Genomic DNA, 16,488 nt, shown 5'->3' with positions numbered 1-16,488 from the left:
AGAGCGTTGTACCGGCAAGCTCGCGTCTCAGTAGAGCCCGCGGCCGGTCATCACGGCGGCCGGGGCGCCCCCGGAGCGCGATTCGACGGCGGCGAGTGCCGGCGCCGGGCGGGTCGGGGTCGCGATCGGGACGGTGCGCACCGTGGTCACGCGCCCTGGCTTGGGATCGCGGCCGGCCGCCAGCACGGGCGGCGTCTCGTCGCCGGCGGGAGCGCGCTGCGAGCTGCGGCCGTAGCCGCGCGACGGCGGCGCCGGCTGGTCGTCGAGGCCGAGGCTGAACGGCCGCTCGGGCGGCATCGGCACACTGGAGCGCGGCGGCGGTGGCGCCGCCGCTCCGACGCCGTGCAGCGCCGGCACGAACGGCCGCGTCGCCGCGACCATCACCAGCGACGGTGCCGGCGCCGGCGTGCCCTCGCGCAGCGTCGCCATCAGGATGCCGTCGTCGGAGCCTTCGAGCGGCGCGCGGCCGACATACTCGACCCGCACCCGCGCCGTGCCGTTCTTCTGGAAGCCCAGCATGTCGGCGGCCTTGACCGACACGTCGATCAGCCGGCCCTGGTGGAACGGCCCGCGGTCGTTGACGCGCAGGATGATGGATCGGCTGTTGCCGAGATTGGTCACCCGCACGTAGCTCGGCATCGGCAGCGTCGGATGGGCGGCCGACATGCTGTGCATGTCGTAGACCTCGCCATTGGCGGTGAGCCGCCCGTGGAAATCGTTCCCGTACCACGAGGCCAGCCCCTCGGCCCGGTAGTTCACGTCCTCCTCGGGGACGTACATGCGGCCGCCGACCATGTAGGGCTTGCCGATGCGATAGCCGCCGCCGCCTTTCGGCACCGGCTGTCCGGCCTCGACGACGCGCGGGCTCGCGGCGACGCCGTACCGTGGATCGATCTGTGGGAACAGGCCGCCGTTGCCGGCCGTGCACTGGGCCAGCAGCATGCTCGCGCCCGCCGCCGCGCCGATGCGCGCCAGCCGGGCCCACCGTCCCCGCATCTCCCCCCGGATCATCCGACGAGGATCCCCCTCCTGCCGTCTTCCACGTGCGTCGACGCCGTCGCTCCGCCCGTTCCCCCCGGAACAGGTCGGCGGTCGCCCACGCCCGGACCGCCGCGCCTCGACGAGTCGCGGACAGTCCTGCCCGCACGTTACAGCGCTGCCGCCGCGCGCGGAACGACAACAGTTTTTCAAGGTAAATGAGCCGGAAAGAAGACGGCCCTGGATATCCACGACATCTGCGCCGCAACCCGAAGGGCGTGTTAACCGGCAGCGGGTTAGCCTTCCCCATCGCTCGACCAGAACGGTCTCACGCCATGCACCACGCCCGCATTCCCCGCCTCGCCGGCTCGACACTCAGGAGGGTCGTCGCCGTGACGGCGGGCGTCGTGGTGATCGGGACCGCCGTCGGGGTCGGCGCCGCGCTGTTGCCTCGCACGACGGGTACGTCGTCGGCGCGGATCGGCCCGGAGGGCACGATTCGCCTGGCGCCGGACGCCGCCAAGCAGTGCCAACGCCTCGGCTTCGACAACCGCAACGGCGAGGTCCGCGACCGCGGCGTCGCGGCCTGCGAGCCGCAAGCCGACCGCGACACCGCGATCGACCGCATGCAGGCGATCCGGGCCTGGTTCAATCGCCGCTGAACGACGCGCCCCGCCCTGCCGCCCGTCCGGTGCGATGCGCGTCGTCGGATTCGCGCCTCGGCCGCTTCGGCGGCGCAGCACAAGATTCTGCACTGCCCTGATCTGAATCAAAGATCGGCCGTCCCGGACCGCGTACAAGAACACCGTTGGCGCCGCTTCACGGGGGTGAGTGGCGCGACGGAATTGGGCGGTCCTCACGGACCGCCCTTTTTTTTGCTTGGCGACTCTCCGCGTCGCACCCGACTCCAGCCGGCGAGGGGCAGCCGGGTTGCGCCGGCCCTCGCTCCGCACGACATGGGGTGAGTCGGGGCCCCGCCGGCAGGGTGCCGAACCGGTCGACACCGAGGCTCTGCAAGCGATTCCGCGGCCCCGACCGTCCCGACCGCCTCGCCGCGGACAGCTCCGAAAGCATCGCCCATGACAGAGATGGTTCGCGACAACCCGGCCCTCGCCCGATTCGAGCTGGGTGACGGTGATGCGCTCGCGGTCGCGCACTATCGGATCGCCGACGGCGCCATGATCTTCACGCACACCGAGGTGCCGCGGCGGCTGCGCGGCCGGGGGATCGCGACCCGCCTGATCGCCGGCGCCCTCGACTCGGCCCGGGCGCGCGGGCTGCGGATCGTGCCGCTGTGCTCCTTCGTGGTGGACTATCTGGAGCGACATCCCGAGGCCGACGACCGGGCGGATTGAACAACCGGACCAGAAACCCCGATCCGATTCCACGACTTGCCGTTGCCTCGGCAAAAGAAACCACCGCAGCGGCTCGACAAGCCCAAATATTCGCATGGGTGGCGAGCGACGGTTTCGTGATCCGCCGACACGCTTGTTCAGACCCCCTTAACGGCTAGGTGCTTTTACTGATTTCTTGGCGAGATCGACCAACGGGCATTGCGCAGAAATATAGTAATGACGGATTAATCGACCTCTCACCAAAGCCGATCTCACATCGCCTCGCCTGCCCGGCTTCCCGGCGCCATCTCACCCCCTGTTGCACTCCTGGAGCATTCCGTGAAAGCGTTGTCGTTTCTCAGCCGCGTCTCATTGCCGACCAAGATCGCGCTTCTCACGGTCGCCGGCATCGGCCTGCTCTGCGGCGGCCTCGTCCTCGTCGTCTCGCATCAGGTCGGCGCCGAGTTGCAGGCCCAGGCGCAGGCGCGCCAGGAATCGAACATGCGGGTCGCCTCGGAGGTGCTGCGCGGCGCCGGCGAGCTGCGCCTCGTGGGCGATCGCCTGATGGCCGGCGCGCGGCCGCTCGACGGCGACACCGAGCTGGTCGATCGCGTGCAGACGCTGGTCGGCGGCGTCGCGACCGTGTTCCGGGGCGACACCCGCGTCGCGACCAATGTGCGCAAGCCCGATGGCGACCGCGCCGTGGGAACCAAGCTTGTCGGGCCGGCCCACGACGCCGTGCTGGTGCGCGGGCAGCCCTACCGGGGCGAGGCCGACATTCTCGGCGAAGCCTATTTCACCGCCTACGACCCGATCAAGGATGCGTCCGGCGCCACCGTCGGGGTGCTGTTCGTCGGGCTGAAGAAGAGCGCCTTCCTCAGCATGCTCGACGTGCTGATCCGCAGCATCGCGCTGCAGGCGCTCGTCGCCGCCGCCGTGATCGGCGGCCTGCTCTATGCCGTGCTGCGATGGCAGATCCGGCCGCTCGTCACGCTGAGCCGAGTGATGGGCCGGCTGCAGGAGGGCGACCACGCGGTCGCGGTGCCGTCGCTCGACCGTGGCGACGAGATCGGCCTGATGGCCCGCGCCGTCGAGGTGTTCAAGGAGCATGCCGTCGCGCGCGAGCGGCTCGAGGCCGAGCAGAAGGTCGCGGAAGCGCGCGCCGCCGAGCAGCGCAAGGCCGACATGGTGCGGCTCGCCGATCATTTCGAGCAGGCGGTCGGCGGCATCATCGGCGCCGTCTCGGCCTCGGCGACCGAGCTCGAGGCGACGGCGACGACGCTCACCCGCACGGCGGACGTCACCCGGCAGAAATCGGCGACCGTCACGGCCGCCTCCGGCGAGGCGTCGAGCAACGTTCAGGCGGTCGCCGCCGCGACCAACGAGATGACCGCGTCGATCGGCGAGATCTCGCGCCAGGTGCAGACCTCGAGCCGGATCGCCGACGCGGCGGTGAGCCAGGCCGCCAAGACCGACGACCGGATCGGCGCCCTGTCGATCGCGGCAAGCCGCATCGGCGACGTCGTCAAGCTGATCACCGACATCGCCGAGCAGACCAACCTGCTCGCCCTCAACGCCACCATCGAGGCGGCGCGCGCCGGCGAGGCCGGCAAGGGATTCGCCGTCGTCGCCAACGAGGTGAAGGCGCTGGCAGGCCAGACCGCCAAGGCGACCGGCGAGATCTCGGCCCAGATCGCGGCCATGCAGGCAGCGACCGAGGATTCGGTCTCGGCCATCAAGGAAATCTCCGGCACGATCGGTCAAATCGCCGAGGTCGCGTCCGCCATCGCGGCCGCCGTCGAGGAGCAGGGCGCCGCCGCGGCGGAGATCTCGCGCAACATCCAGCAGGCGGCGCACGGCACCACCGAGGTCGCGCAGAACATCACCGAGGTCAGCCGCGGCGCCGAGGATACGGGCGCGGCATCGAGCGAGCTGCTCAATGCCGCCGGCCAGCTCGCCCTGGAGAGCAATCAGCTCCGCACCGAGGTGCAGACGTTCCTGGCGTCGGTGCGGGCCGCCTGACGCGGCGAGAGCTGGTGACGAGAGGTTTGGTGACGAGAGGTTTGGTGACGAGAGGTTTGGTGACGAGAGGCTTGGTGACGAGAGGCTTGGTGACGGCGTGAGGGCGACCGCCGAAGTGCGTGCCGCGTGACGAGGCCACTCGACGCTACAGGCTCGTCGCGGCACGCGACCTTCGACGCCACATACGCTCTGTATTCCGACGTCCGCAGAGAGGCCCTCTCGGCCCCGCCGTCCGGAGCTGACCCGCAACGCCACGGCCGGTCGCCACGGGCTCGGATCGGTTCGGACAGCGGGTCGAGAAGAACCTTAGCCGGAGACTCGGAACCGCACAGCCGCGGTTTTCCGGAAGGGGTATTGCGGACACCAATCCGAAAATTGTCCGAAGGCAGTAAAACCAGCCTGTCGACAAGTGGACTGGATGCATCCCCGAACAGTTTTCAGATCTCGATACCTGCGATGACTGGATTATACGCCATCATGCCACCCGGCGATCGCCCGGGTCACGGCTGGAGGTGACGGCCTCCGCCACCCAGGCGTCCTTGGCGAACCATTCGTGCGTGGTCCGGCAATACGGGCAGAAGCTGCGGCTGAAGAAGACCGGCATGGCCGCGAACGCCTCGCGGCTGACCGTGATGTCGGTCGACACGGCGCGTCCGGTCTCGGGGCAGCGGATCATCAGCAGTCCCATGGCGGGGGTTCCTCCTTCAGGTCAGTGTGCACAGCCCTACCGGTGGCTTGCGAAGCCGCGACGAAAACCACGTGACCATTTCGGGGCGATGCGGCGGCGGGTGGCAGAACACCGGCTCGGCACGGCGAAGCAGCAGCCGCCGGGCCCGGCCGCAGGTGTGCGCCACGACAGCGGTTTCGCGCCGCCACGCGACGCGAGGCGGTGTGCGGCCGCGAAAGATCGTCCGAACGAGGGCACGGACGTGTCGCCGCGACGGCATCCGGGCCGGGATCGCGCGGACGTGAAGACCCGCGCGCGAGGCTTCGTCGGCGTGAGCGTCGACGCTACAGTGGCCCGCCCCCTTCCACCCCCTTGCCGAGGTCACCCGTGCCGGTGCGTCCCATCGTGAAGTTTCCCGACCCGCTGCTGTCGCGCCCGGCCGCCGAGGTCGAGGCGTTCGACGACGATCTCGGCGCCCTCGCTGCCGACCTCCTCGACACCATGCGGGCGGCGCCCGGTATCGGCATCACGGGGCCGCACATCGGCGTCCTCCAGCGCGTCGTGGTGATCGAGACCTCGTTCGCCGACGGCGCCCGCACCTTCGTCAACCCGGTGATCACCTGGTCGTCACCCGAGACCGCGCCGCATATGGAGGGCAGCGTCTCGATGCCCGGCGTGAGCGACGAGATCGAGCGGCCGGTCCGCATAAAGCTGCGCTGGCAGGATCTCGACGGCCTCACCCACACGGGCGAGGCGGACGGGCTGCTCGCCGTGTGCCTGCAGCACGAGATCGACCAGCTCGACGGCTGCTTCTGGATCGACCGCCTGTCGCGCCTCAGGCGCGAGCGCATCGTCAAGAAATACGAGAAGCTGCAGAAGCGGTGAGAGAGGCGGAATACAAACGGCCGTTCCCCCCGGGCCCTTTCCGCCACCCCGAGGTGGCGGCGCGAAGCGTCGCCCTCGACGGGCGACGGCCATCGATCTCGGGCTTGCCCGAGATCGACCCCATCGAAGCCGAAGTCGGCGACGCCGACTCGGGTGGCCGCATCCTTCGAGACCCGACTTCGTCGGGCCTCGAAGGATGACGGGTCGAAGGTTGGAGCCCCGGGCTCGCGGACCGGACGGTCCGCGCCCCGGGACGACGGAGCAATCGACGGTCGCCGCGCGCCTCGACGCCGCCCGCCTCGACGCCGCCCTGCCATTCGCGCTCCCGCATTGACCGACCCCGCCGCCGGCCTATGGTCCGCTCGCGCCCGCGAACAGCCGCGGGCCGCACCCGGACGGCTTCGACATGGACTTCCTCTCGCCGGCCCAGATCGCCGGTTACGTCTCCTTCGTGCTCGGCATGATCGCTTTCATGCAGACGCGCGACCGTCCGCTGAAGCTGTTCAACGGCGCCCAGTGCATCGCCTACGCGGTCCACTTCTTCATGCTCGGCAACATTCCGGCGACCGCGACCGCCTCCGTCTCGGCGATCCGGTCGTTCCTGGCGCTGCGCACCCGCTCGCCGCTGCTGGCGATCGCCGTGGTGGTGGTCCTGGTGGCGATCGGGTCGCAGGTGGTGACGCACTGGACCGGCTGGCTGCCGGTCGCCGCGTCGAGCTTCGGCACGCTGGCGATGTTCCTCCTGCGCGGCATCGCGATGCGGCTGGTCATGCTCGGCTGCTGCCTGATGTGGCTTGCCAACAACGTGCTGTCCGGCTCGATCGGCGGCACCCTGCTGGAGACCGCCATCGCGCTCGCCATGACCGCGACGATCGTGCGGATGGTGCGGGCGCGGCGCGCCGCCGAGGCGGCGTGACGGGCGGCGGCGTCAAGCTTCACCCGAACGTCTTCCCGTAAATCTCCGGCGAAAAGCCGACCACCACGGCATCGCCGATCTCCAGCACCGGGCGCTTGATCATCGAGGGCTGCGCCAGCATCAGGCGGATCGCCTTCGCCTCGGTCAGGTCCGTCTTGTCGGCATCGGGCAGCTTCTTGAACGTCGTTCCGGCCGTGTTGACCAGCCGCTCGACGCCGACCTGTTTCGCCCAGCGCGCCAGCCGCGCCGCGTCGATGCCGTGACTCTTGTAGTCGTGGAACGCGTAGGCGACGCCGTGCTGGTCGAGCCAGGCACGCGCCTTCTTCATCGTGTCGCAAGCCTTGATGCCGTAGAGGATGACGGAATTCCCGGCCCTCATGATCGTCCCTCCCGCTCGCCGAACCGCGTTTGCGCGGGGATGACCGATTCGCGCCGGACGGGTAAGCCGCCGCGGCGCGGCGCCGCCGTCAGCCCGCACGGCATGCGCATTGCAAGCCCATTGCGCTGCTCGCGAAAGCCTCGCCGCCGCCGCGATCGACGGTCAAGACCGTTGACGCTCGCGCCGGTTCCGGTCTCGATGCGGCCGCAGCCTCGGCGAGCCCCACCCGAAGAACCGCCGCCGCGCGGAGGATGGAAGCAGCGTGTCCGCCGTCACCACCGTCCTGATCCTGCTGCTCGTCGTCGTCGTGTCGAGCGCCACGTCGCGCATGCTGCCGATCGCAGTGCCGCGGCCGCTGGTGCAGATCGCCTTCGGGGCCGCCATCGGGCTCATCTCCGACATCCGGGTCGAGTTCGACGCCGAGCTGTTCTTCCTGCTGCTGCTGCCGCCGCTCTTGTTCCTCGACGGCTGGCGTATCCCCAAGGACGAGCTGTTCAAGGACCGCGCCACCGTGCTCGAGCTGGCGCTCGGGCTGGTCGCCTTCACGGTGGTCGGGATGGGCTTCTTCATCCACTGGCTGATCCCGGCGATGCCGCTCGGCGTCGCCTTCGCGCTCGCCGCCGTGCTGTCGCCGACCGACCCGATCGCCGTCACGGCGATCGCCCGGCGGGTGTCGATCCCGCGCCGGATGATGCACATCCTGGAGGGCGAGTCGCTGCTCAACGACGCGACCGGTCTGGTCTGCTTCCGCTTCGCCGTCGCCGCGGTGGCGACCGGCACCTTCTCGCCGCTCGCCGCCGGGCTGACCTTCGGCTGGGTGGCGGCCGGCGGCCTCGCGGTCGGGGTCGGCGTGTCGCTGGCGATCCTGCGGCTGAAGGAGATCGTCGGTCGCCGCTTCGGCGAGGATTCCGGCTCCAACATCCTGGTGAGCCTCTTGATCCCGTTCGCCGCCTATCTAACGGCGGAGGAATCCGGCTGCTCCGGCATCCTCGCCGCGGTCGGCGCCGGGGTGACGATGAGCTATGTCGAGGCGACCGGCCAGGCGCTGGCGCTCACCCGGGTGCGCCGGCGCGCCGTGTGGGACATGATCCAGTTCGCCGCCAACGGCGTCGTCTTCGTGCTGCTCGGCGAGCAGCTCCCGGCGATCTGGCCCAAGGCGCAGCAGAGCGCCGGGCTCACCGGCACCTCGGACCCGCTGTGGATGATCGGCTACGTGCTGGTGATCGCGCTCGGGCTGACCGCGCTGCGGCTCCTGTGGGCCGGCGTCTCGATGAGCATCACCTGGTTCCGCACCTGGCGGCGGCTCGGCCTGCCGGCGCCGAGCCTGGTGCGGCTCGCCGCTGCCATGGCCTGCGCCGGTCCGCGCGGCGCCGTGACGCTCGCCGCGGTGCTGACCCTGCCGGCCACGCTGCCGGGCGGCGCCCCCTTCCCGGCCCGCGACCTCGCGATCTTCCTCGCCATGGGCGTGATCATCGTGTCGATCCTGATCGCCGCCGTCGGCCTCCCGCTGGCGATGCGCGGCCTCGACCTGCCGGCCGAGCCCTCGACCGAGGCCGAGGACGACCTCGCTCGCATCGCGGCGGCCGAGGCCGCGATCGCCCGCATCGAGGAGGTGCAGCACGCGATGGCCGAGGGCCGCGCCGACGCCGACCGCTATGTCGAGATCGCCTCCCGCCTGATGGACCTCTACCGCACCCGGGTCGAGAACCGCTCGGGCGACGATCCGGTGCGGGCCCGCGAGGACGAGGCGATCGAGCGGGTGATGCGGGTCGCGGCCGTGCGGGCCTCGCGCGAGGCGGTGCTGCGCCTCCTCATCGACCGCCGGATCGGCAGCGCCGTCGCGACCAAGCTGATGCAGGAGTTCGATCTGCTGGAGGCGCGTTACCAGGCGTGAGCGCGGCGGTGCCCATGCGCTCGATCCGGCCACGGTCCGCGGTGAAGTGGACCCGAAATTCAGGACAAAGGCGTAAGTTGGAAGTCGGCCGCCCCGTTTGGTAGACGGAGCAGGCCATGACGAAGTGAACGAGACGGAAGATCGACACGGGGCTGACGGCGAAGATTGCGCTGGAGGCGATCCGCGAGCAGGCGACGGTGTCCGACCTGGCCCAGCGCTACGAGATCGATCCCAACCAGAAATACGCCTGGAAGAAGCCGCTCTTGGACAACGCGGCACGGGCGTTCGACGCGAACGTGGAGGCTGACGCTGAGAAGCTCGCGCAGAAGATGGTCAACGACCCCTACGCGAAGATCGGCCAGGCGACGGTGGGGCGGGCTTTTTTTTGCAAGCGAAGCTTGGATGTTTCGTAGAGCGGGTGAGGTGCGAAGCGCCGCAACCTACCGCTCACTCTCCAAAATACCGACATCGGCGGGTGACGCGACTTCGGCGCGAACCCACCCTACGCGCGCTCCCGACAAACAAACTCCCCCGAGGAAGCGCCGCCTCCTTCCGCGCCCCCTACTCCCACTCGATCGTCCCGGGGGGCTTGCTCGTCACGTCGTAGACGACGCGGTTGACGCCTTTCACCTCGTTGATGATGCGCGTGGCGGCGTGGCCCAGGAATTTCATGTCGAAGGGGTAGAAGTCGGCCGTCATGCCGTCCGTCGAGGTGACGGCGCGCAGCGCGACGACGTAGTCGTAGGTGCGGCCGTCGCCCATCACGCCGACGGTCTTGACCGGCAACAGCACGGCGAAGGCCTGCCAGATGTCGTCGTAGAGGCCGGCGCGGCGGATCTCCTCGATGTAGATCTCGTCGGCGTAGCGTAGGATCTCCAGCTTCTCGGCCGTGATCTCGCCCGGGCACCGGATCGCGAGACCCGGCCCCGGGAACGGGTGGCGGCCGACGAACACGTCGGGCAGCCCCAGCTCACGGCCGAGCGCCCGCACCTCGTCCTTGAAGAGCTCGCGCAGCGGCTCGACGAGCTTCATGTTCATGCGCTCGGGCAAGCCGCCGACATTGTGGTGCGACTTGATGGTCACGGACGGCCCCCCGGTCGCCGAGACGCTCTCGATCACGTCCGGGTAGAGCGTGCCCTGCGCCAGGAACTCGGCGCCGCCGAGCTTCTTGGCCTCCTCCTCGAAGATGTCGATGAAGGCCTTGCCGATGATCTTTCGCTTGTCTTCCGGGTCGGTGACGCCGGCGAGCGCCTTCAGGAACTGCTCGCGGGCGTTCACGTGGACGAGCGGGATGTTGTAGTGGCCGCGGAACATCGCGATGACGCGCTTGGCCTCGCCGCGACGCAGGAGCCCGTGGTCGACAAACACGCAGGTGAGCTGGTTGCCGATCGCCTCGTGCAGCAGCACGGCGGCGACCGCCGAGTCGACGCCGCCCGAGAGGCCGCAGATCACCTTGCCGTCGCCGACCTGGGCGCGCAGCTTCTCGATCGCCTCCTCCTTGAAGGTGCGCATCGTCCAGTCGCCCTCGCAGCCGGCGACCTTGCGCACGAAGTTGCGCAGCAGGAGCGCACCGTGCGGCGTGTGCATCACCTCGAGGTGGAACTGGGTGCCGTAGAAGTGACGGGTCTCGTCGGCGATGATGGCGATCGGCGCGTTGGGCGAGGTGCCGACCACCTTGAAGCCCGCGGGCGGCCGAGTGACGCGGTCACCGTGGCTCATCCACACCGGATACTTCTCGCCGACCTGCCAGATGCCGTCGACCAGCGGGCACGCGTCGGTGACCTGCACCTCGGCGCGGCCGAACTCGCGGTGATGGCCGCCCTCGACCAAACCGCCGAGCTGATGGGCCATCGCCTGCTCGCCGTAGCAGATGCCGAGGATCGGCACGCCGGCCTCGTAGAGCGACGGCGGCGGCAGCGGCGCCCCCTCCTCGTGCACCGAGGCGGGGCCGCCCGACAGGATGATGCCCTTCGGCCGCATCGCGGCGTAGGCTTCGGCCGCCTTCTGGTAGGGCACGATCTCGGAATAGACCCCCTCCTCGCGCACCCGGCGGGCGATGAGCTGGGTGACCTGGGAGCCGAAGTCGACGATGAGGATCTTGTCGTGTTTCATGGCGCTCGGGTTAGCGGATCGGGCGCTCCACCGCAATCCGGGCCGGCCGCAACCCACGGTGAAATCATGGGTGAAACGGCGTGTCGCCCGCCCGTAACAGTCCCTAAAGGCCTGCCGGCGAAGATCGGGGCGATCATCACCCGCACCGCACCCGAGCGAGCCCCTCATGCCCGTGTCCACGGCCATCGCCGCGTCCCGCCCGGACGACCCGCCCGCCGGCGACGACGCCCGCCGCCGCGCCCTGTTCCGGGAAAGCCTCGCGCAGCGCCTGCAGCGCATCGCGCTGGGTGCCGCCTGGTCGCTGAAGGGCTCGCGGGTGAAGGGTCTACCGGGGCTGGCGCGGCTGTGGGCGCGCGACCTCCTCGCTCCGGCCGAGGGACTGCCCGACCCGGACCGGACCGTGAACCCGTTCGGGGTCTGCGGCATCGTCCACGACGCCTCGCCGACGGCGCTGACCGCCGCCTATGCGCGCGGCCTGTTCCCGTTCGCCCATGTCGGGCCGCTGAAATGGATCTCGCCGGCCGAGCGCTGCATCCTGCTGCTCGACGAGCTCCACATCGCCAAGCGCCTGCGCCGGCAGATGCGGCAGGGCCGCTACACGGTGACGTTCGATCGCGACTTCGAGGGCGTGATCACGGCCTGCGCGGGGCGGCGCGCGGGGCGCTGGCACCTCACCTGGATCACGCCGCGGATCATGCAGTGTTATGCGGAGGCGTTCGACGCCGGCCGTGTCCATTCCTTCGAGGTGTGGAACGAGGCGGGCGATCTGGTGGGCGGCGGCTACGGGGTGGCGGCCGGCGGCGCCTTCTTCACCGAGTCGCAGTTCTCGCACGAGCCCAACACGTCGAAGATCGGCTTCACGGTGCTGCACTGGCATCTGGCGCAGTGGGACTTCCTGCTCGACGACGGCAAGTGGCCGACGCCGACCATCCTGGACATGGGGTTCCGCACGGTGCCACGCAGCGAGTTCCGGGCGCTGCTCGCCGACGCCGCGGCGCGCCCCGGCAAGCCCGGACGCTGGAGCGTCGAGACCGACCTCGCGACGGTCGCGGCCTGGCAGCCGGGCGGCACGGGGAAGGGCGAGAAGGACAAGGACGCGGAGTAGCGACGCCAGCGGCTGGTGCTCCAGCCTCGTGTCCCGGGCGCGGCGCGACGCGAACCGACGTGCCTCGTCCGGCGCACCATTTCGAAAGACCGTGGCTTGCCGACCCAAGAAACTCGATCCGAAAAATCATTCAGATCAAAGAATGTCGCTTCATCCTACTGGGTGTACCACTTGCGCATTACAGCTCACACCTCCGTCACAGTACGGCGACGAAAATCCAGGCCGCGCCGACGCGGCGGGGTCATTAGTGGAATTTCAAGTAGAATACCTCTAACAAGATACATATAATCAAGTACTGGAGCACGGAATAGCCTTACCTCTTACCCATAGCTGAGTCCTATCGCCTGCCGCAAGACTCTTTTGCTCGTCAACTGTAAAACATTGCCCAATATTCAACGTTCCGACGACGGACCTCCAACCGGCAGGAGTCGACCTTACGTTGACTTGCCACTTGGCTCGCAAAACCGTTCCAGGACCAACTCCCGGCGTCACAGAGCGCCCGTTCGCGAGTAAAAAATTCACGTCGCCGCTGGATTGACTCTCTACAAATCCGACGGCAACCCATCCAGCCAATGTCCCCGCCTCCGATTGTCCCGCTTGCGACGGCGGCGCCGGTACGGCGACTACTGGAATTCCGTCCGGCGTATTCTCCTGAACAGTTGCCACTACACGAATAAAATCAACTAACTTAGTCCTTCGCAAAGCACACTCATTCGGGAAAAGCTCAATTCTGGCGTCCAACTCTCTAATCTGCACCACGCGACCTTCGTATTTGTTGGCAATTCGTTCGATTATGGATAAGCAAGCCGTTTGCACGTTAAACTCGTCAGTCTTGCTTTTCTGCTCATAGCCAAGATAACCAATAATGACACCCCCGAATACTGCGGAAAGCAACGAAGCAAATTTCGCCAAAGAGTCGAGCATAGGCACCTCCGAGGTCGGCACCCATGATGACAGGCTATTACTAACCTTCAATTGAAATGATCGTTACCTCAGATTGCAATCGACCGCCGCAGCACGCTGACGAAGAAGCCGTCCGTGCCGGTGCGGCGGGGGGTCATCAGCAGGCCTTCGGGAAAGGTCAGCACGGAGTCCAGGAAGGCGGGCGCGGCGTCGCCCAGCACCGACACGGTCTTCTCCGCCGGCACCGGGGCGAAGCCCGGGTGGCGGGCGAGAAAAGCCTGAATCTGGTCGGTGTTCTCGTCGGCCAAGAGCGAGCAGGTGACGTAGACGATGCGGCCGCCCGGCCGCACCAGGCCGGCGGCACGGTCGAGCACGGTCCTCTGCTGGGCGAGCCGCTCGGAGAGCGCGCCCGGCCGCATCCGCCACTTGGCGTCCGGGTTGCGGCGCCACGTCCCGGTTCCCGTGCAGGGCGCGTCGACCACCACCAGATCGGCACGGCCGTGGAGATCCTCCAGAACGTCGACGTCGGGCCGCGGCGTGCGGACCTGGACGTCGCGCACGCCGGCGCGCTCCAGCCGCGCATGGATCGGCGCGAGGCGGCGCTTGTCGAGGTCGGTGGCGTAGAGCTGGCCCCTGTTCGCCATACTGGCGGCGAGCGCGAGCGTCTTGCCGCCGCCGCCGGCGCACAAGTCGATCACCTGATCGCCCGGCCGCGCCGCAGCCAGCAGGGCGGCCACCTGCGAGCCCTCGTCCTGCACCTCGATCTGGCCCTTGATGAAGGCCGGCTCGGCGTGCACGGGCGGGCTCTTGGCGTCGGCCCCGATGGCGACCCGCAGGCCGACCGGCGACCACCGGGTCCGCTGCGGCTTCAGGTGCGCGAGCTCGGCCGCGATCGTGCCGCGAAGAGCCTCCGGATCGCGGCCGGCCTCCTTCGAGACGGCGAGCGTGTTGACCCGCAGATCCAGCGGCGCCCGGTGCGCCAGCGCCCGCCCCTCGGCGACGCGATCGTCGCCGAACACGCGAGCGAGCGGCAGGTCGAGCCACTCCGGATAATCACCGGCGATGTGCGAGGGCGCGTCGGCGAACGCCTTGCCGTCGGCCGCGGCGGCGAGGGCCGAACGTTCGTCCGCCGTGAGAGGATCCGGATTGAACCGGCTGCCGTCGAACATCTTTTCCAGCTTTGCGAGATCCAGGCCTCGGTCCAGTCGCAGCATGCCGAGCACGACCGCCCGCGACGTGGTCGCGCCCATGAGATGAGCCGCCGAGGCCTTGCGGCGCAGCGCGTCGTAGACGAGGCCGGCGATCGCGGCGCGGTCGCCGGACCCGGCGAAGCGATGCGACAGGCCCCAGTCCTTGAGCGCGTCGGCGGCGGGGCGGCGGCGAGCCTCGATGTCGGCGAGAACCGCGATGGCGGCGGCGATGCGGGCTGAGGGCGTCATGCGCCCCTGTCCCACACCGCGCCCCGAATATCCAGCACCGACCCGCGCCGGGCCGGGTCGCGGCGCCTTTCGTCTATTGACAGCATACTGTCGTTATGTTTGCATCCTGTCATGACAGGACGCTTCCACGAGACCCAGACCCCCGAGGGCGACGCCCTCACCGCCCTGATGCTGGAGACCTTCCGGCTCAACGGCCGCCTGCTCGCCGCCGGCGACCGGCTGGTGGCGCCGATCGGGCTGACCAGCGCGCGCTGGCAGGTTCTCGGCGCCATCGCGATGGCCGGGCGCGGTGCGCCGGTCGCCCATATCGCCCGCGACATGGGCCTCACCCGCCAGTCGGTGCAGCGCGTCGTCGACGTGATGGCGGCCGAGGGGCTGGTCGGCTTCGCAGCCAACCCGCATCACCGCCGCGCCAAGCTGGTGGTGCTGACGGCGCGCGGCCGCGCCACCTACGACGCCGCCATCCTCCGCCATGTCGGCTGGTCGAACGGCCTCGCCGACGGCCTCGTCGCCGACGGCCTGACGACAGCCGACATCGTCGGCGCCACCGCCGTCATGCGCACCCTGCTGGCGAGGCTCGAGGCCGCGCTCGACGCGCCCGCGGAGATCGATCGGCAGGCCATCCCCGAGACGACGTCCGACACCGCGTGACCCGATCCCCTGCGAGAGAAGGAGAGTGCCATGCCCGCGACCGCCATCCGCCCGGCCCGTGACGCCGCCCTGCCCGTCGTCCACGGCCTCGCCGGGACGGCGGCGTTCCTGACCATCCTGACCTTCTGGACCACCACGGTGGGGTCGGAGCTGTTCGCCGATCTCGCGACCGTCGCGGCCGTCAAGCAAGCGATCGCGTGGGCGCTCCTGCTGCTGGTGCCGCTGCTCGCCGTCACGGGCCTGTCCGGACTGCGCCTCGCCGGCGGCGCCACCGCCCGGTCGACAGCCGCGCCGGCGATCCGCGCCAAGCAGCGCCGCATGCCGATCGTCGCCGCCAACGGCGTCTTGGTCTTGGTCCCTTGTGCGATCACGCTCGCGGTGCTGTCGGCGCGTGGCGACTTCGGATCGACCTTCCAGGCCGTTCAGGCGGTCGAGCTTTTGGCCGGCCCCGTCAACCTCGCCCTGATCGGCCTCAACATCCGCGACGGCCTGCGGCTGGCCGGCCGGCGTGGGGCGGCACGGTAAGCGCCTCGCTCGATCGCCCCTGGGTTCCGGGTCACGGCGCGCAGCGCCGCGCCCGGGACACGAGGCAGTCGATGATCGGCCCTCAGAACCCCAGCAGGATGCGCACGGCGAAGACGCCCCAGGCGACCGCGAGGACGAGGGCACTGGCGGCGTCGAGGAGGCCCGGTGAGGAGCCGGAGCGGCCGGTGACGAGCGCGGCGGCGAGCAGAACCCGTAGCGCGGCGAACAGCCAGGCGAGCAAGACGAAGACCAGGTCGGCGTGGCGCGTCGCCATCGAGACGACGGTCAAGACGTAGAGCAGGATCGGCAGGCGATACTCCAGGTCGAGCGCCGTCGCGCAGCCCGAGGCCGAGACGGCGCGCCCGCGCCAGCCGGAGGCGATCCGGCCGCCAAGCCCCCCTCCGCCAAGTCCCCCTCCGCCAAGTCCCCCTCCGCCCAGCCCGCCTCTGCCGAGGCCGCGGCCACCGGAAAAGCCGCCGCCGGCGCACAGCGTCAGCAGCATGGTCAGCGCCACCAGGATGAAGGTCGGGGCGAGCACGAGGGGCAGCGACATCGGGGGCTCCTGAGGGCATCCGGAGGCTTCGGCCCGGCGGCGGAAAGATACGGCGCGCGGCCGGCCGGTATCGTCGTGCCAACCCGCTGTGGCGGACCGGAGTTCCCGGAGGGCCGCCATCCATC

17 protein-coding genes are annotated in these 16,488 nt (G+C 69.6%); 10 read left to right on the top strand and 7 right to left on the bottom strand.

Annotated elements, in window-relative coordinates; translation table 11 throughout:
* Positions 1 to 27: 27 nt before the first annotated feature.
* Complete coding sequence (locus tag ACFSOX_RS00230) at positions 28 to 1,011, bottom strand: septal ring lytic transglycosylase RlpA family protein (RefSeq protein ID WP_378475785.1); 984 nt, start codon at positions 1,009 to 1,011, stop codon at positions 28 to 30.
* A 359-nt stretch (positions 1,012 to 1,370) separates the two neighbouring features.
* On the opposite strand from ACFSOX_RS00230, the gene ACFSOX_RS00225 reads away from it, so the two are divergent.
* The 3 genes from ACFSOX_RS00225 to ACFSOX_RS00215 all read left to right on the top strand — a co-directional run bounded on the left by ACFSOX_RS00225 (position 1,371) and on the right by ACFSOX_RS00215 (position 4,334).
* Complete coding sequence (locus tag ACFSOX_RS00225) at positions 1,371 to 1,640, top strand: hypothetical protein (RefSeq protein WP_378475784.1); 270 nt, start codon at positions 1,371 to 1,373, stop codon at positions 1,638 to 1,640.
* A 417-nt stretch (positions 1,641 to 2,057) separates the two neighbouring features.
* Positions 2,058 to 2,333 (top strand): GNAT family N-acetyltransferase, encoded by a 276-nt coding sequence (locus tag ACFSOX_RS00220; RefSeq protein ID WP_378475783.1) that lies wholly within the window; start codon positions 2,058 to 2,060, stop codon positions 2,331 to 2,333.
* Positions 2,334 to 2,651: 318 nt separating this feature from the next.
* Entirely contained in the window at positions 2,652 to 4,334 is a 1,683-nt protein-coding gene (locus tag ACFSOX_RS00215) for a methyl-accepting chemotaxis protein (RefSeq protein ID WP_378475782.1), read from the top strand.
* A gap of 475 nt (positions 4,335 to 4,809) precedes the next feature.
* On the opposite strand, the gene ACFSOX_RS00210 is transcribed toward ACFSOX_RS00215, so the two are convergent.
* Positions 4,810 to 5,022 (bottom strand): thioredoxin domain-containing protein, encoded by a 213-nt coding sequence (locus ACFSOX_RS00210; RefSeq protein WP_378475781.1) that lies wholly within the window; start codon positions 5,020 to 5,022, stop codon positions 4,810 to 4,812.
* A gap of 351 nt (positions 5,023 to 5,373) precedes the next feature.
* Between ACFSOX_RS00210 and ACFSOX_RS00205 the strand changes: the two genes are divergently transcribed.
* Together ACFSOX_RS00205 and ACFSOX_RS00200 are read left to right on the top strand one after the other, a co-directional pair.
* Positions 5,374 to 5,886, top strand: coding sequence for a peptide deformylase (locus tag ACFSOX_RS00205; protein WP_378475780.1), 513 nt, complete (start codon positions 5,374 to 5,376; stop codon positions 5,884 to 5,886).
* Positions 5,887 to 6,292: 406 nt separating this feature from the next.
* Positions 6,293 to 6,802 (top strand): YgjV family protein, encoded by a 510-nt coding sequence (locus tag ACFSOX_RS00200; protein WP_378475779.1) that lies wholly within the window; start codon positions 6,293 to 6,295, stop codon positions 6,800 to 6,802.
* Positions 6,803 to 6,821: 19 nt separating this feature from the next.
* On the opposite strand, the gene ACFSOX_RS00195 is transcribed toward ACFSOX_RS00200, so the two are convergent.
* Positions 6,822 to 7,181 (bottom strand): ArsC family reductase, encoded by a 360-nt coding sequence (locus ACFSOX_RS00195; RefSeq protein WP_378475778.1) that lies wholly within the window; start codon positions 7,179 to 7,181, stop codon positions 6,822 to 6,824.
* Positions 7,182 to 7,443: 262 nt separating this feature from the next.
* On the opposite strand from ACFSOX_RS00195, the gene ACFSOX_RS00190 reads away from it, so the two are divergent.
* Together ACFSOX_RS00190 and ACFSOX_RS00185 are read left to right on the top strand one after the other, a co-directional pair.
* Positions 7,444 to 9,075, top strand: a complete 1,632-nt coding sequence (locus ACFSOX_RS00190) for a Na+/H+ antiporter (protein ID WP_378475777.1) — start codon at positions 7,444 to 7,446, stop codon at positions 9,073 to 9,075.
* Positions 9,076 to 9,215: 140 nt separating this feature from the next.
* Positions 9,216 to 9,488, top strand: coding sequence for a transposase (locus ACFSOX_RS00185; protein WP_378476088.1), 273 nt, complete (start codon positions 9,216 to 9,218; stop codon positions 9,486 to 9,488).
* Positions 9,489 to 9,636: 148 nt separating this feature from the next.
* On the opposite strand, the gene guaA is transcribed toward ACFSOX_RS00185, so the two are convergent.
* Positions 9,637 to 11,187, bottom strand: a complete 1,551-nt coding sequence (gene guaA / locus ACFSOX_RS00180; protein WP_378475776.1) for a glutamine-hydrolyzing GMP synthase — start codon at positions 11,185 to 11,187, stop codon at positions 9,637 to 9,639.
* Between the two features lie 166 nt (positions 11,188 to 11,353).
* Between guaA and ACFSOX_RS00175 the strand changes: the two genes are divergently transcribed.
* Entirely contained in the window at positions 11,354 to 12,292 is a 939-nt protein-coding gene (locus ACFSOX_RS00175; protein WP_378475775.1) for a leucyl/phenylalanyl-tRNA--protein transferase, read from the top strand.
* Positions 12,293 to 12,580: 288 nt separating this feature from the next.
* Here ACFSOX_RS00175 and ACFSOX_RS00170 read toward each other — a convergent pair whose 3' ends face one another.
* Together ACFSOX_RS00170 and ACFSOX_RS00165 are read right to left on the bottom strand one after the other, a co-directional pair.
* Positions 12,581 to 13,216 (bottom strand): hypothetical protein, encoded by a 636-nt coding sequence (locus ACFSOX_RS00170; RefSeq protein ID WP_378475774.1) that lies wholly within the window; start codon positions 13,214 to 13,216, stop codon positions 12,581 to 12,583.
* 68 nt (positions 13,217 to 13,284) lie between these two features.
* On the bottom strand, positions 13,285 to 14,634 hold the full coding sequence (locus ACFSOX_RS00165) for an RsmB/NOP family class I SAM-dependent RNA methyltransferase (RefSeq protein ID WP_378475773.1): 1,350 nt from the start codon (positions 14,632 to 14,634) through the stop codon (positions 13,285 to 13,287).
* A 111-nt stretch (positions 14,635 to 14,745) separates the two neighbouring features.
* On the opposite strand from ACFSOX_RS00165, the gene ACFSOX_RS00160 reads away from it, so the two are divergent.
* Together ACFSOX_RS00160 and ACFSOX_RS00155 are read left to right on the top strand one after the other, a co-directional pair.
* Positions 14,746 to 15,285, top strand: a complete 540-nt coding sequence (locus tag ACFSOX_RS00160) for a MarR family winged helix-turn-helix transcriptional regulator (protein WP_378475772.1) — start codon at positions 14,746 to 14,748, stop codon at positions 15,283 to 15,285.
* A 30-nt stretch (positions 15,286 to 15,315) separates the two neighbouring features.
* Positions 15,316 to 15,810: a hypothetical protein gene (locus tag ACFSOX_RS00155; RefSeq protein ID WP_378475771.1), complete on the top strand. Its 495-nt coding sequence runs from the start codon at positions 15,316 to 15,318 to the stop codon at positions 15,808 to 15,810.
* An 82-nt stretch (positions 15,811 to 15,892) separates the two neighbouring features.
* Here the strand turns inward: ACFSOX_RS00155 and ACFSOX_RS00150 are convergent, their stop codons facing one another.
* On the bottom strand, positions 15,893 to 16,363 hold the full coding sequence (locus ACFSOX_RS00150) for a hypothetical protein (RefSeq protein WP_378475770.1): 471 nt from the start codon (positions 16,361 to 16,363) through the stop codon (positions 15,893 to 15,895).
* Positions 16,364 to 16,488 lie beyond the last annotated feature (125 nt).

Origin of the sequence: Rhodoplanes azumiensis (assembly GCF_042682915.1) — a bacterium.
Lineage (GTDB): Bacteria > Pseudomonadota > Alphaproteobacteria > Rhizobiales > Xanthobacteraceae > Rhodoplanes > Rhodoplanes azumiensis.
Note: the sequence above shows the minus strand (reverse complement) of the source record. Positions and strands in the feature narration are given on the sequence as shown.

Excerpts from the sequence above, each read along its gene's own strand:
- ACFSOX_RS00150 (WP_378475770.1), bottom strand. The coding sequence starts at position 16,363 with ATGTCGCTGCCCCTCGTGCTCGCCCCGACCTTCATCCTGGTGGCGCTG.
- ACFSOX_RS00165 (WP_378475773.1), bottom strand. The coding sequence starts at position 14,634 with ATGACGCCCTCAGCCCGCATCGCCGCCGCCATCGCGGTTCTCGCCGAC.
- ACFSOX_RS00155 (WP_378475771.1), top strand. The coding sequence starts at position 15,316 with ATGCCCGCGACCGCCATCCGCCCGGCCCGTGACGCCGCCCTGCCCGTC.
- ACFSOX_RS00175 (WP_378475775.1), top strand. The coding sequence starts at position 11,354 with ATGCCCGTGTCCACGGCCATCGCCGCGTCCCGCCCGGACGACCCGCCC.
- ACFSOX_RS00195 (WP_378475778.1), bottom strand. The coding sequence starts at position 7,181 with ATGAGGGCCGGGAATTCCGTCATCCTCTACGGCATCAAGGCTTGCGAC.
- ACFSOX_RS00220 (WP_378475783.1), top strand. The coding sequence starts at position 2,058 with ATGACAGAGATGGTTCGCGACAACCCGGCCCTCGCCCGATTCGAGCTG.
- ACFSOX_RS00170 (WP_378475774.1), bottom strand. The coding sequence starts at position 13,216 with ATGCTCGACTCTTTGGCGAAATTTGCTTCGTTGCTTTCCGCAGTATTC.
- ACFSOX_RS00230 (WP_378475785.1), bottom strand. The coding sequence starts at position 1,011 with ATGATCCGGGGGGAGATGCGGGGACGGTGGGCCCGGCTGGCGCGCATC.
- ACFSOX_RS00200 (WP_378475779.1), top strand. The coding sequence starts at position 6,293 with ATGGACTTCCTCTCGCCGGCCCAGATCGCCGGTTACGTCTCCTTCGTG.
- ACFSOX_RS00210 (WP_378475781.1), bottom strand. The coding sequence starts at position 5,022 with ATGGGACTGCTGATGATCCGCTGCCCCGAGACCGGACGCGCCGTGTCG.
- ACFSOX_RS00160 (WP_378475772.1), top strand. The coding sequence starts at position 14,746 with ATGACAGGACGCTTCCACGAGACCCAGACCCCCGAGGGCGACGCCCTC.
- guaA (WP_378475776.1), bottom strand. The coding sequence starts at position 11,187 with ATGAAACACGACAAGATCCTCATCGTCGACTTCGGCTCCCAGGTCACC.